Origin of the sequence: Tamlana crocina, assembly GCA_040429635.1 — a bacterium.
GTDB classification, from domain to species: Bacteria; Bacteroidota; Bacteroidia; order Flavobacteriales; family Flavobacteriaceae; genus Flavisericum; species Flavisericum crocinum.
The window spans coordinates 897,213-911,116 of sequence record CP158972.1; the positions used below are offsets into that span (position 1 = coordinate 897,213).

Genomic DNA, 13,904 nt, shown 5'->3' on the forward strand with positions numbered 1-13,904 from the left:
TATTCAAAAGTTCAATTTAATTAAAAAAAATAAAAATTCTATTTTTTTCAACTAAATGTAAAGTTTTGTTTACTTTTGTATAAAAATAATAGAATATGAAAATTCAAATATTACCAAATTGGTGCAAAAAACTTGGACTTGCTCTTTTCATTATAGCTTCTGTTTTAAACGGTGGTTTAAACTTTATCAACAATTCAATCTACAAATACAATTCTCATGGAATCAATATTTCTGAACAGCAATTACAATCAGATAACAATGGGTTTTTAGCGCTTCTTAGTGCTTTTACGGGAGGAGTCTTTAATGTCGATTTTATAGCAATCATGTCTATGCTAATCTATATGATTTCAAAAGAAAAAGTTGAAGATGATTATATTGATAAATTGCGCCTAGAATCTTTTCAACTGACTTTTATAATTGGATTGTTGGCAACAATTGCTGTTTATCTTTTGAACAAGGATATAAAATTGACATTGGATTATTTTATTTTTCCACTACTTTGGTGCTATATAGCCATATTCCTAATCAAACGAAAACTATATCTATGAAAAATTTAGTAAAAGTGGAAAGGGCAAGGCACAATTTAACACAAGCAGATTTAGCCAAAGAACTAGGGGTTTCAAGACAGACTATACATGCTATAGAAAAAAATAAATTTAATCCTTCTGTAACACTTGCAATAAAAATGGCTAGATTTTTCAGTGTTACCGTTGAATACTTATTTGAAATTGAAGACTAGTTTTAAACCACACTATTCTACTGAAAACGAATGGCCTTTACCGGCGATATTTTGGTGATGATGTACGAGGGCACCAAAAGCATGAGCAAGCACAGTAGCAAAGTGCCTATGTTGAGTGCCAAAATGTAGCCGAAATTGATGTAAACTGAAACTTCGGAAACGTAATACACGCTGGGGTCGAGCGGAAACAATTTAAAATATTTTTGTGCAAATAGTAGCCCCAACCCGATGAGGTTTCCCCAAAACAGCCCAAGTAAAATTAAATACGAGGCGTTGAACAAAAACAGTTTGCGTATGCTCCAGTTGCTGCTTCCCAAGGCTTTTAAAATACCGATCATTTGGGTGCGCTCCAAGATTAAAACGAGCAGGGCGGTAATCATGTTAATGCCCGCTACGAGTATCATGATGCCAATAATGCCGTAAATGTTTTTGTCGAAAATTTTAACCCATTCAAAAATGGAGTAGTATTTGTCGGTAACGGTTTGGGTATTAAAAGTAGATGGGGTGTTTTTGTAAATGTCTCGACCTTTTTGTTCCAGATCGTTGTAATCGTCAATAAACACCTCTAAGTTTCCAATTTGGTCGTCTTCCCACCGGTTAATGCGTTGCAAATGCCTGATGTCTCCCAGGATGTATTGCGCATCTAAATCCTGGAATCCGGAACTGTAAATGCCCACTACGTTGTAGGTAATGATGTTGGGCAGTTTTTCGGGGTCGTCTTTGGCAAATACCATTTGGAATTTATCGCCCACCTTAAACTGCAAACGCTTGGCCAAATATTCCGAAATTAAAACTTCTTCGTTGCGTTTTTCAGAGTAATCGGGCAATCGGCCGTCGATTAAAAATTCCTTAAAATAACCCCAGTTATAATCACTGCCAACACCTTTTAAATAAACCCCTTCAAAATCGGTTTCAGTGCGTATCACTCCAAATTTTGAAGCCACGCCCTGAACGTGTTTTATGCCATCAACCGATTTAAATTCCGGATAAAATTCCTGATTTTTCGAAATAGGAATAATGCTTTCCTGAGAATTGTTACTATCGTAATTGGTGATGGTAACGTGGCCGTTAAAAGCCACCACCTTATCGCGAATTTTTTGCTGAAGCCCAATACCCGTAGCAATAGCGACCATCATCACCACAATACCAATGGCTATGGCGGCAATACCAATTTTTATTATTGGTGCCGAAACACTACTTTTATACGCTTTACTGCCAATAATACGTTTAGCTATAAAAAACTCGTAATTCAATTTTTAAATGAGGTTTAGTGTGTTCAAAAATACAGTTTTATTCCCGATAGTTGCCGGGATTGTTTTGTTAATTTCCTGTGGGAACTTGTCGAAGTCTGAAGCACGAAGCTTGAAGCCCGAAGTTTATGAAACAACGGAAAATAATCCTGTCATTGTTGGCGCCAACCAAACGGAACTGTATTTGCCGCTATTAAAAGGCAAACGCGTTGGTGTCGTGGCGAACCAAACTTCGGTGGTTTTTAAAGCTGGAAGTTTGGAGCCTGAAGCCCAAAGTTTTTCGCATCTTATTGATTCTTTATTGGCGCTGAAGGTTAATGTTAAAAAAGTTTTTGCTCCCGAACACGGTTTTCGAGGTCAGGCTGATGCGGGCGAAGTGGTAAAAGATGGTGTCGATACACGCACCAACCTGCCTATTGTGTCGCTTTACGGCAACAACAAAAAGCCTTCGAAAGAACAGTTGCAGGATTTGGATATTGTGGTTTTCGATATTCAGGATGTGGGCGCTCGGTTTTACACGTACATATCTACTTTACATTATGTGGTGGAGGCTTGTGCCGAGCAAAATATTCCGGTATTGATTTTAGACCGACCCAATCCAAACGGACATTATATTGATGGCCCTATTTTGGAGATGGAGCACCAAAGTTTTGTGGGGATGCACCCGATTCCGATAGTACATGGCATGACCATTGGCGAATATGCAAAAATGATTAATGGCGAAAAATGGCTCAAAAACGGCGTGCAATGTGAGTTGTCCGTAATTCCAATTAAAAATTACGACCATAAAAAAACTTACAGTTTGCCCATTAAACCGAGTCCGAATCTGCCCAACGATAAATCAATTAATCTGTATCCGAGTTTGTGTTTTTTTGAAGGCACCAATGTTAGCGCTGGACGTGGAACGGATTCACAATTTCAAATTTTCGGAAGTCCGTTTTTAAATGCTGAGGTGTTTCCTTATGAATTTACCCCAAAACCGAACGACGGCGCAAAACACCCAAAACACAAAAACAAATTGTGCTTCGGAAAAGATTTGCAGCAAACTAAAAATTTAAGCACACTAAACTTAAATTGGCTCATTGAAGCTTATAAAAACACAGCGGATAAGTCTCAATTTTTCAATAACTTTTTTGTGAAGCTCGCTGGGACACAAACGTTGCAACAGCAAATTGAGCAAGGCTTGACTGAAAAAGAAATTAAAGCTACTTGGAGTGAAGGTTTGGAGAAGTTTAAGGAAATCCGTGAAAAATATTTGGTTTATCCGTAATAGGTTAAATAGTATTGTTTTATAGAAGTTAAATACGGTGTTTCAGGTTGATCGGAGTCGAAACCAAATTGAAATCCCAGCTGCTTAAGGCCTTTCGACTCTAGTTTATCTTGAGCGAAGCCGAAAGGATTAGGGTGACAGTTGTCAACTTTATTTGAATACAGGCGTAACTACGGAATTCGTATATCCAATTTATATAAATTAATCAAAGCAAAAAGCACCCAGTTGCAGGTTTGCAACCAAGTGCTTCATCAAACAAAAACCCAAAATCAAACACTTCAAACGGGTTTTTTAACCAAACAAACCATGTTATAGTGCTTTAACTTCCTTGGTCGTTAAGGGGCCGAGTTCAAAGCTGCTTTCCAGTAATTCTTTTTTTAGTTTTTTTACATTTTCCAGGTTGTTGTTGGCTTTGTAGATTTTGGCCAAATGAAACAATACATCGGGTTCAGAAGTTTTACCAACCACATGTTCTTCCATAACTTTTAAAGCTTCTTTTGTGTCGCCATGGTTGTAATGTGTCCACGCCAACAAATCGTACGATTGTGGGGTAGGTCGGTTTTGAATTTCCTCAATTGCTATTTTTAAAGCTTCTGTAGTTTGGGTAGCGTTTTCGGCGTATAAAAGGGTGTTGTGCTTGTTGTACATATCGCCATAAAGCGGATTTTTCACAGCATCGAAATAACGGTCCAATTCTTCTTCTTTTAAGTTTTGATTACCCATAAAATCGGCAATTTCTGCTTTTAGTAAATGGTAATCCGGAGCATTGTATGTTTTCGAAATGGCATTTAAAATACGCATGGCCTCATCGGCATTATTTTCGTGTGAATAGACAATCCAAGCAAGGCCTTTTTTTGCATAAGCATCAGTGGGGTCGAGCTCCAAAGCTTTTAAATAATGTTGATAGGAATCGCTTATCTTTCCGGCGTGACCGTAATAATCGGCCAAGTTGGTGTAAACCCACTGTTTGGTTGAAGGTATATTTGAAGCTTCAGCAATGGTTTTGGCCTGCTCCATATATTTTATGGCAGCATCTAAATTTCCGCGATGGTCAGACCATTTTGACAAGCGGATTAAATAATCGAAATCGCCTTCTTTTCTCGTTTTTTCCAAATAGGTTTTGGCTATTTCAAAGTTTCCTAATTCCATGTGGACGTCGAACAGCATTTTTTGAGTGCCTTTTAAATTTTCGCCATTGGTTTCTGCTTTTTCCAAAAGTGCCAAAGCATCCTTAAAACGGTGTTGCGAAATGTAGTTTCTGGCTAAAGATCTCAGATACCCAGCATGGCTGTAATGGGTAAAATTATTGGCTTCAATCAAGTAGTTTTCGGCATCGATAAGTGTTTCAATCTGTCCGGTGTGCTGAAAAATTTGAGATTGAGAGGCAGCGGCTTTGGCAAAGTAGGGGAACTGATTGGGTTCTTTTTCTAGCTTTTCTTCCCAAAAAATTAAATCAGATTTTACCAAATCCAGCCTCTCGTTCTCTGTGTTTTCTAAATAGATATTATAATCTTTCCTTTGGGTAATTTGTTTTTCTTTTTTGCCACAGCTTACCGTAATAATTAGCAAAAGCAAAATGGCTATATGTTTAAATGGTTTCATGTTGTGTTCTTTTTTTATAGTTTTTGTTTGGTAGTAACCCTAAAACAAGGCATAGCCAAGTTTTAGGGTTGTGTAGGTGTTCATGTTTTACCAAGGCGAAGCTAGGTAAGGGAAGGAGCTCAAAAAGGCTTTGTCGTTGGCATCTACATTGTCGTTAGACAATCCAGGGTTTTCGCTAAAATCTTCACCGCCAAAAATGAGCAGTAATTCTACGGTAATGACATCGTCTGCCAAGGCTCTACCTGTTAAAACGTTGGTGCCATCGTAAAAGGTAGTGGTGCCGTCCAGCGATACGTTTAATACATCGGTAGCCAAAAGACCGGTAAACGTAGCAGCATCTAAACCTAAAGCGTTTTCGTCACCAGCATTGTCATAAGCTGGGCTCAAGGCTATTAGGTTGGCTTCAAATTTACTCTGAAATGCTGCATTCTGAGCCGATGGTACGGTTACGTTAAACATATCTTTATCTGCACTGGCCACAAAAACAGTGTTTACGGCAGGCCTACCCATTTGGTCTTCTTGGGTGTAGGTTCCAGAGAAATCTGGTCCGGTGGGTTGCATGGTGTTGTCATCATCGTTGGAACAGTTGAAAGCCATTAAGGAAACGGCACATGCCACTGTAAATAGTTTTATATTTTTTATAGTTTTCATAATTCTAAAATTTATACGGTTGCGTTATTTTATTTTCTTTTTGATTCTACCCAAGTATTGATGGTGCCAGAGCCGCCAATCATACTTTTGGGCACTTCTACGACGATAGACATCACATTAGTACCAGCAAAGGTGTCGGCACCAGGATTGTTAAAGCTGGTGGCATTACCAGCAATAATTTCTGAGTATTGTGCAAAATCCATAAAGAAGGGATCATCACGAGGCCCGGCAAAAAAGCTCATGCCTCCATACGAAGCTATTTTGGCATTTTCGCCATATGCGGTAATATCTACCACGCCACCAACAGTAGCGTTGGTTTGAATGGTACTGTTCAATCCGGTTTGCGATGGTGCTACGGGACCGAAAAAGTACATTTTACCATCTTTTGGAATGGCTTGAATGACTAAGTCCTCTACATTGTCGTTGGTAGTATCAATATTAAATTCAACCAACACGTTTTCGTTAAATGTGGCACTGCCCGTTGCACTGGGGCTAAGTAAGCCTTGCAGGTTGGCTGCAAATACAATGTTGTCTGTGTTTTCACCTTGAAAGGCGTAAAAATCGGTAATATCACTATTACCACCTTGAACGGCTGGAGCATCGATATGATCGGCCGCGATAATAAAGAAACTAGCTATGGCTAAGATTCCAATTCCAAATACAATTGTTAATTTTTTCATGATTTTGAGATTTTGTTGTTAATATGTTTTTGACTCTCACCCATACCTACGCAAAAAAGGAAATAGCGGTTTTGTTAAAATTTTGTTAAAGCAAAAGTTGTGGTTATAAAGCGTTAAAAACACTATTTTTACACCTTAAATATTTAGTGGATAGTTATGAACCCATCTTCGGCAGGTTGGATAAAAAAGTTGGTTAGGGAGGTTGAAAAGAACAACCGTTTTTTGGTGTACGATGAAGAAAGCTTTTACGATGCTTTGCGCTCTTGCGGGTTTATTTATGGCAGCAATTTTAGTGTGGTGGCGCAGGTTTTTCCAAAAAAAGATTTTTCGGAAGAGGAACTGTGCAAAACCAATTTCTGTTTAGCGTTTTTGTACGCCCACGCCCAATCTAAAACCAGTGTACCCTTTGTAGAGAGTGTTATTACGTTTTACACGGCCATTAATGAAATAAAAACCTCGTTTTTTAAAGGGCTTTTAGGCGGGAAAAAATCGAATGAGCAATTGGAGGATATCATCCATAAACGTATTCAGATAGATGCTAATGTGCTCACAAAAAACTTCAATTATTTTATTATAAATGCCTTGTTGTACGTTGATGTTTTGGCGTATATGGAATATTTGAAAAATGAAAGCATCAGTATTGATTATATTAAAAATTTGGAAGCTTCGATAGTCGCCATTTCATTGGATGTTTTAAATTCAAAAGCCTTAAAAAATCAGTACGACGAAAGTTTGATGAGGTTGTTCGAATCGTCATTGCGCTACAGCGATAACAAAAACTTCACTTATAAAAAAGCGGTGAGACATTTAAAGTCGCCATTGGAGAAATATTATGTTTTGGATATTTCGTGCATGGCCACTTGGAGCGACCAAATGATTGATGTAAAGGAAGAACAGTTTTTGGAAAAATTGGGGCGCGATTTAGATTTGAGCCTTTCCCGAATACACCAATCCATAAAAACGGTCAACCATTTTTATACTGAACATAAAGACAATATTGCGCTTTTAAGTTCTAAAAATATGGTGAAGAGTTTTTACGATAATTCCAGTAAAATGGTGTACAAACTCATTAGAAGAAACAGCAAGCGTTTGTATAGGGAATTAAAGGATAGCAAAGAGTTGATGGTGCTGCTAACCCAATCTACCGTTCGGGATTTAACTCCGGCCGAACAAAAAAAAGTACAGGAACAGCTTCTGGATATTTTTAAATCCATACCCAGTTTAGCTATTTTTTTATTGCCCGGAGGTGCCATCCTGCTGCCTTTGGTAGTTAAATTTATTCCTAAATTATTGCCTTCGGCTTTCGACGAAAACAGAATTGAAGAATAAAAACGGTTGATATTTGTCTTTTTTCTAGTAGATTTACACAACTACTAACTTAAAGACAACTATAATGGTATCATACACTGTTGAAGAAATTAATAACCTGTTGAAGGGGGAATTAGTCGGAAATACCACCCAAAAGATTGAAGGTCCTGAGCAACTTCGAAAAGCAAAACCGCATCACATCACGTTTATTGGCAGTACCAAATACCTAAAATATTGGGATGAATCGGAAGCCAGTGCCGTGCTGGTTAACGATAATTTGTCGTTAGAACCTGGTGAAAACCGAGCCATCATAAAAGTAAAAAATGCCGATTTGGCCATGGCCCAAGTGTTGGAGCTTTTCAATCCGCCGGCACCTGTGTTTGAAAGTGATATCCACCCCACGGCGGTAATCCACGACACGGCAAAAATAGGTGAAGGCTGTAAAATTGGAGCCAACTGCTACGTGGGTAAAGATGTTGTGCTTGGCAATGGCGTGGTGTTGTATCCCAATGTTTGTGTTTTTGATGAAACCATAATTGGCGATAATACCGTAGCGTGGTCAGGAACCGTGATTCGCGAGCGTTGCATCATTGGTAGTCACTGTATTTTCCACACGAATGTGAGTATTGGGGCCGATGGTTTCGGCTACCGTCCTAGCGACGATGGTCGTGGTTTGGTGAAAATCCCGCAAATTGGAAATGTAATTATTGGGCACTATGTTGAAATTGGGGCCAATTCTTGTGTGGATCGCGCTAAGTTTAGCTCAACCATCATTGGCGATGGCAGTAAAATTGATAATTTGGTGCAAATAGGCCACAACAGCGTTATGGGGCGCTCGTGTATCATGGCGGGGCACAGTGGACTGGCCGGTTCGGTAACTTTGGGCGATGGTGTTATTATTGGTGGTGCCGCCTCGATAAAAGACCATACTACGATTCATTCGGGAGCTACAGTTGGTGCAGGCTCGGGAGTTGTTGGCGATGTGGAAGCCGGAAAAACCGTATTGGGTTACCCAGCGCAAGATTCGCGCGACATGCTAAAGCAGTGGGTGGCTATGCGCCGATTGACGAAGACGTAAAGTGAGTAGAGTAATATTTTTTAATTAATTATTTGAATAATATTACTCCAACCACCCCTTAAAATCCTTAACGCGTTCACGGGCAACAATAACCTCCTGTTCATTAAACGAATTCAGTTTTATTTGTAAACGTGAGTTGGTGTAGCTTACCATATCTTTTATGGCATTGATGTTTACAAAGAATTTTCTGTTGATTCGGAAAAAAGTTTGGGGTTCCAGTTCGTTTTCCAAATGCTCTAAAGTGGTATCCAAAAGGTAATTCCGTCCCTCGGTGGTGTGCAGGTATGTCCCTTTGTTTTCACTGTAAAAGCATTCAATGTCGTCGATATTTATCAGTTTTAAATGCTGACCCACTTTTACCGAAAAGCGTTTTTTGTATTCGCGGTCTATGGGGTTAACGAGCAGTTTTTTTATATCGTTAAAATCTAAAGTTACGGCTTGGTTGTGGTGGGTGCGCTCTTTGTATTTGTTTACTGCGGTAGCCAAATCTTCGTCATCAATAGGTTTTAACAGGTAATCGATACTATTAAGTTTAAAGGCTTGTAGGGCATATTCGTCGTAGGCTGTGGTGAAAATAACCGCCGATTTTATTTCGAGAGTTTCAAAAATTTCGAAGGATAGCCCATCGCTGAGTTGAATATCGAGGAAAATTAAATCGGGGTGCGTATGGTTTTGAAACCAATCGATGGATTCTTTAACGGAATGTAACATGGTTTCGGCATTGAGTCCTAAATTTTGAAGCATGCGTTGCAGCCTTCTTGCCGATGGTTTTTCGTCCTCTATGATAATAATGTTCATTTGGCAGGTTTTATTGGTTTGTATAAAATTTCAATGTGACTGTTAGAAAAGATTATTCCCATCGTTTGGTGTTTTCTTTGTTAAGGTACTCTTTCATTTTCCGGGTTTCCCATTCTTTTTTGAAAACAATTCGGCCTTTAAATACGTGCCAACCATGGATGAAGATAAAAACCGTCCAACCGACAAGAATGATAATATCGAACCAAAAGAAGAAATCGACATGCGGCCCTTCCATGATATACAGATTATAGAGCAAAAGTGCCACCACGATAAAGTACCCCACCAAATGAATGTAAAATATTTTTAGGTAATAGACCTTCTTTTTAGCTTTTAAATAGTCTTTTTCGGCACTCATTGTTATTCGAATTTACGTTTGTTTTGCTCTTTTTCCATGAATTCTTTTGTTTTGCGTTCTTCCCAGTTTTTTCCGAATAGGAAATCGGGGCCAAAAACGCTTAAAAAGTGAAACAGTAAGCCAATGCCCCAAAAAATAGCCGTGGCAAAGGTGCCGAAGCTAAAAAGGGTTCCGCCGTTTGAAACGATGACGATAATTATAAATAGGTTGACGATGACGTAACTGGCAACATGCCAATAAAAGCCTAGTAATTTTTTTACCTTTTCTTTGGCTCTGAGGTAAGCTTCCTCTCTGGAATATTGTTCCTCTCGGGAAGCTTGGTTGTTATAGGGTTCTAAATCGTGATTTTTCATGTGCCTTATATTTAATACATTAAATGGGTGTAGAGAGGTAATTTAAAAAGTTGTCATTCCGAACTACGTGAAGGAATCTTTAAAAATGAAGTTTCAAATTGTGAGATTGCTTCACTTGGACTGCGCTCAGTGCAGGCTGTGTCTTCTGCATCAATGGCGTTTGTTTTTTTACTTTTTAGATAGATTCATGTTTTAATAAATTATTTCCAACGGTTTTTCTCTTCCTCGCGCATAAACTGTTCTATTTTGCGTTGCTCCCAACTGTTGCCTAAAACGCTATTATTTACAAAAACGCGGTAGGCTTGTATGGCCAGTCCAAGCCCCCAACCAAACATAGGGAACCAAAACCATTGGAAGCCCCAAAAGGTTTTGTAGTTCACAAAAATGAGGAAGGGAATAACAACACAATAGGAGATAAGGCTGTAATAAAAGCCTTTTAATTCTTCAACGTGTTTACGAGCGCGTACGTAGCGGTCGTCTAATCTTGATGGTAATTCTGTTTGTTTCATGATTGATATTTGTTTGGTAAGCATTGGTAATGCCACGGCAAAACGTTTTGCTTCTTGATTGATGTTTACTTTTTTGTTGGTTAATAAATCGTAGCGTTGCTTGATGTTGCTAAGCCCAACGCCGCTACTCTTTTTTACAATTTGTTTGGGCTGTAGATTATTTTCTACCACCAAATAGCCACGGTCTTCAAGTATGGTAATGTGCAACGGTTTGTTTGGGGTGACCATGTTGTGCTTTACGGCATTTTCCAGAAGTAGTTGTAGCGATAGCGGTACCACTTTACTTTCGGGGTTTGTGGCGCGTTCGGGCATGGTAAATACAATACTGTCTTCAAAACGCATTTTTATTAATGTCATATACGTCTTGGCGAATTGCAATTCTTCATCCACGCTTACCAATTCCTTGTTTTTTTGCTCCAACACGTAGCGATATACTTTTGAAAGCGATGTGGTGAACTTCTGGGCTTTGTCTGGGTTTTCTTCAATTAAACTGGTGAGCACGTTTAAGCTATTGAATAAAAAATGCGGATCCAACTGATTTTTCAGTGCATCGAATTTGGCACTGGCCGTACCGGCAATAACCTTTTGTTCCTTTATCTTGTTTTGCTGGTACTTGTTATAAAAATAGATAACATGAAAAATGGCTACAATGGTTAAGGTAATCCAAAGCCCGAATTGGTAGTAACGGAATTTTTCGTTCATTAAAAAATCACTGAACGTTACGCCATTCATGAGTAAGGCTGTGGCTGCTCTTAATAAGAACAATCCTATCAATGTAATAATCGTGGCTCCTATAATACCAACACTAATACGCTTTAAGGTGTCGGTTTTTTTCCAATGGCGCTTTTCTAAATAGTCGAAAAAAAACATGTTGGAATATCCTAAAACAAAGGTGTAAATTTGGTAAAACACAAAGTTGGTAACAAGCTTGCCAATACTTTCAAAATCAAATCCGCCAGATAACAAATTGCCAACTACAAAAATGGCGCAACCAATTAAAAAGGTAATGATGATATTTTTGATTGATTTTGTCATGTTAAACGGATAGTTGTGAAATTAATTTTTACAGGATTCCAATAGCATTTCAACGCGGTCTTTGCCCCAATTGGGGTGGAAAGCTGTTTCTGGTTTAAAGTTAGTAAAAAGTTCTAATGCCCTTTCTAAGTCTTTGCAAAATGGTGCGGTATCTTGACCAAAATATCGTGCCCCACCAATGTTCCATTCGGCTTTGCAATACACCACTCTGGGGTTTTTCGGGTTGATGGTTTCGGCTTTTTCATAAAGCTCCACGACCTTCCCCGACAGTGTCATACCGTATGTGGCACCATCATAAGCAACCCAAGCGGTATGAAGCAAGGCTTGTAAAACCAAAATTTCTGGGTTTTCTTTTGAAATGGCCGTGGCATCGTTAATTAAATCCTGACCTTTTTTTAACTGAGCTGTCAATTTTTTTTCATCCTTTTCGCCAAAACTGTACAGAATATTAATCTGAGCGGCGTAGTACGGTGGCAACCAATTATCGGGCTCGGCGGCGGCAATACGTTCAAATAAATTGGCCGCTTCAATAGGTTGGTTGTTTTTCCAAAGGTCGAAGGCTTTGTCCATGCCTTTTTCGTAGTTGGTTTGCGAAAAGGATAACGTCGAAACCATAAGTGCTGCAATAAATAATAGTTGTTTCATTTGTTTTTGTTTTTTCTGAATTCGAATTCAGATTAGATTATGGCACAAATATCTTCGAGAATACCCGTTGTTAAAAAAGTGATGTTCCGAATTGTAGTTTTTGGGGGATGAACTGTTGTGGTGCCTTGTAGCACTATGGTAGAAAACGAAGCGAAATAAAAAACCTCGAAAATTGTTTCGAGGTTTTTAAGGTGTTTATGTGCCTTGTAGTTTGAAGAAAATAGGTACAGCGTACGATACTTTTACTGGTTTGCCTCGCTGCATGCCCGGCTTCATTTTTGGTAATGAACCTATAATGCGTTCGGCTTCTGTTTCTAAAATTCTATCCGGTCCACGAGAACGAACATTGGTGGTAATACCGTTGTTGTCGATAATGAATACTACAGAAACCCTTCCTTGAATGCCCAAGTCCAGTGCAGTTCGTGGATATTTGAAATTCTTCACTACGTGTTCTTGCACCTTTCTTTCAAAGCATGCTTTGGTTTCTAGTTTTGTTAGTCCTTCGCAGCCTGGAAAAACGGGTACTTGCTCTATTACGGCAAAGGCTACTTGAACGTCTTCAACATAATCTTCAACGTGTATGTCGCTAACATCAACAATTCTTTCGACAATGGCATCTTCTTGGTTGGTTTCTGTGCTTTCAATTACAGTTTCTTCAATTTCCTCAACATCATCAACAATTTCTATGTTGGTTTGCACAACGGCAGGAGGTGGTGGTGGCGGAGGTGGGGTGTTTATAGGAACTATTGGAATTTCTTCTTCCGCTTCGGCTTCAATTTGAACAATGTCGATTTCGGTTTCGCTCTTTTCGTAGGTGCGGTATTCTAGTGCCTGCCATGAAAGAAGTAACATTAAATTTAAACCAATTGCAAAATAGATGCTGCTATTTCTTCCTATTTCGAGCTGTGGGTTCTTTTTAGCTTCCATGATCTCATAAATTTATGTTGGTATTTATCTTTTTTGGTGTTATAAAATTACCCAATGGATGAAGTTTTAACTATGATAAATGTCATGTTGTAACCACGGTAGCTAGATTTTAATCCCACAAAAAAAGCCCGCATTTAAGCAGGCTTGTTAAATTGTTTTTTCTGAAGTGTTTTAGCTTAAGAAACTTTGATGCTTCTCGCTGGCTTTTGTTTGGCTTCTTCTTTTTTTGGAAGGTGAATATTCAAGATGCCTTCGTTGTAACTGGCGTTGATTTTTGAGTCTTCAACGGTTTCAGGCAGCGTAAAAATTCTTTTGAATGAAGAATATCCAAACTCTCGCCGGGTGTAACCTTCGTCTTTTTGCTCGTTGTTTTCTTTCAGCTCTGCGGAAATGGACAGCGTGTTATTTTCTAAATGGATATTGAAATCGGATTTTTTCAGTCCGGGAACTGCCATTTCTACGATAAAGGCATCTGCCTCTTCTTTAATATTTACTTTTGGAACAGAAATGCCTGTGTTGAAATTTGACGAAAACAATGATGGAAATTCGCCCATTGAAAAGTCATCAAACCAATTCGATAACGATGGAAAACTTGATAACGATTTTTTGTTTGCTAAACCTCCATTTTTCGGTAATGTTGCTAAATTGCTCATAATTAAAAAATTTAAGTTAAACATTTGTTTTTCAGTTTTATAAAGGCAAAA

Annotated in this window: 16 protein-coding genes; 5 read left to right on the plus strand and 11 right to left on the minus strand. The window is 38.6% G+C overall.

Annotation, left to right across the window (positions count from 1 at the left end):
- The first annotated feature begins 95 nt into the window (after window positions 1–95).
- Together ABI125_04005 and ABI125_04010 are read left to right on the plus strand one after the other, a co-directional pair.
- Entirely contained in the window at window positions 96–548 is a 453-nt protein-coding gene (locus ABI125_04005; GenBank protein ID XCF07028.1) for a hypothetical protein, read from the plus strand.
- The gene (locus ABI125_04010) at window positions 545–739 is read left to right on the plus strand and encodes a helix-turn-helix transcriptional regulator (GenBank protein XCF07029.1); all 195 of its coding nucleotides are present in this window, start codon (window positions 545–547) and stop codon (window positions 737–739) included. The genes ABI125_04005 and ABI125_04010 overlap by 4 nt, the downstream gene beginning before the upstream one ends.
- A 17-nt stretch (window positions 740–756) precedes the next feature.
- Here the strand turns inward: ABI125_04010 and ABI125_04015 are convergent, their stop codons facing one another.
- Window positions 757–1,992 (minus strand): FtsX-like permease family protein, encoded by a 1,236-nt coding sequence (locus ABI125_04015; protein XCF07030.1) that lies wholly within the window; start codon window positions 1,990–1,992, stop codon window positions 757–759.
- Between the two features lie 7 nt (window positions 1,993–1,999).
- On the opposite strand from ABI125_04015, the gene ABI125_04020 reads away from it, so the two are divergent.
- On the plus strand, window positions 2,000–3,259 hold the full coding sequence (locus tag ABI125_04020) for a DUF1343 domain-containing protein (GenBank protein ID XCF07031.1): 1,260 nt from the start codon (window positions 2,000–2,002) through the stop codon (window positions 3,257–3,259).
- A gap of 309 nt (window positions 3,260–3,568) precedes the next feature.
- Here ABI125_04020 and ABI125_04025 read toward each other — a convergent pair whose 3' ends face one another.
- From ABI125_04025 to ABI125_04035, 3 genes are all read right to left on the minus strand, one after another.
- Window positions 3,569–4,861, minus strand: coding sequence for a tetratricopeptide repeat protein (locus ABI125_04025; GenBank protein XCF07032.1), 1,293 nt, complete (start codon window positions 4,859–4,861; stop codon window positions 3,569–3,571).
- Window positions 4,862–4,948: 87 nt separating this feature from the next.
- Window positions 4,949–5,512 (minus strand): DUF4331 family protein, encoded by a 564-nt coding sequence (locus ABI125_04030; GenBank protein XCF07033.1) that lies wholly within the window; start codon window positions 5,510–5,512, stop codon window positions 4,949–4,951.
- A gap of 29 nt (window positions 5,513–5,541) precedes the next feature.
- Complete coding sequence (locus ABI125_04035) at window positions 5,542–6,192, minus strand: DUF4331 family protein (GenBank protein ID XCF07034.1); 651 nt, start codon at window positions 6,190–6,192, stop codon at window positions 5,542–5,544.
- Between the two features lie 156 nt (window positions 6,193–6,348).
- On the opposite strand from ABI125_04035, the gene ABI125_04040 reads away from it, so the two are divergent.
- Both ABI125_04040 and lpxD read left to right on the plus strand, forming a co-directional pair.
- Window positions 6,349–7,521 (plus strand): LETM1-related biofilm-associated protein, encoded by a 1,173-nt coding sequence (locus tag ABI125_04040; protein ID XCF07035.1) that lies wholly within the window; start codon window positions 6,349–6,351, stop codon window positions 7,519–7,521.
- A 64-nt stretch (window positions 7,522–7,585) separates the two neighbouring features.
- Window positions 7,586–8,578: a UDP-3-O-(3-hydroxymyristoyl)glucosamine N-acyltransferase gene (lpxD, locus tag ABI125_04045; GenBank protein XCF07036.1), complete on the plus strand. Its 993-nt coding sequence runs from the start codon at window positions 7,586–7,588 to the stop codon at window positions 8,576–8,578.
- 42 nt (window positions 8,579–8,620) lie between these two features.
- Here the strand turns inward: lpxD and ABI125_04050 are convergent, their stop codons facing one another.
- The 7 genes from ABI125_04050 to ABI125_04080 form a co-directional block, all read right to left on the minus strand.
- Window positions 8,621–9,376, minus strand: a complete 756-nt coding sequence (locus ABI125_04050; GenBank protein ID XCF07037.1) for a LytTR family DNA-binding domain-containing protein — start codon at window positions 9,374–9,376, stop codon at window positions 8,621–8,623.
- A 52-nt stretch (window positions 9,377–9,428) separates the two neighbouring features.
- Window positions 9,429–9,731, minus strand: a complete 303-nt coding sequence (locus ABI125_04055; GenBank protein ID XCF07038.1) for a 2TM domain-containing protein — start codon at window positions 9,729–9,731, stop codon at window positions 9,429–9,431.
- Between the two features lie 2 nt (window positions 9,732–9,733).
- A complete protein-coding gene (locus ABI125_04060) occupies window positions 9,734–10,084 on the minus strand; it encodes a 2TM domain-containing protein (protein XCF07039.1) in 351 nt (116 codons plus the stop codon).
- 200 nt (window positions 10,085–10,284) lie between these two features.
- On the minus strand, window positions 10,285–11,628 hold the full coding sequence (locus tag ABI125_04065) for a histidine kinase (GenBank protein XCF07040.1): 1,344 nt from the start codon (window positions 11,626–11,628) through the stop codon (window positions 10,285–10,287).
- Between the two features lie 21 nt (window positions 11,629–11,649).
- The gene (locus tag ABI125_04070; protein XCF07041.1) at window positions 11,650–12,273 is read right to left on the minus strand and encodes a hypothetical protein; all 624 of its coding nucleotides are present in this window, start codon (window positions 12,271–12,273) and stop codon (window positions 11,650–11,652) included.
- Between the two features lie 195 nt (window positions 12,274–12,468).
- Window positions 12,469–13,200 carry an energy transducer TonB gene (locus tag ABI125_04075; GenBank protein ID XCF07042.1) on the minus strand — a complete coding sequence of 244 codons (732 nt, stop codon included), beginning with the start codon at window positions 13,198–13,200 and terminating at the stop codon, window positions 12,469–12,471.
- Window positions 13,201–13,376: 176 nt separating this feature from the next.
- Window positions 13,377–13,853: an Hsp20/alpha crystallin family protein gene (locus tag ABI125_04080; protein ID XCF07043.1), complete on the minus strand. Its 477-nt coding sequence runs from the start codon at window positions 13,851–13,853 to the stop codon at window positions 13,377–13,379.
- Between the last annotated feature and the right edge of the window lie 51 nt (window positions 13,854–13,904).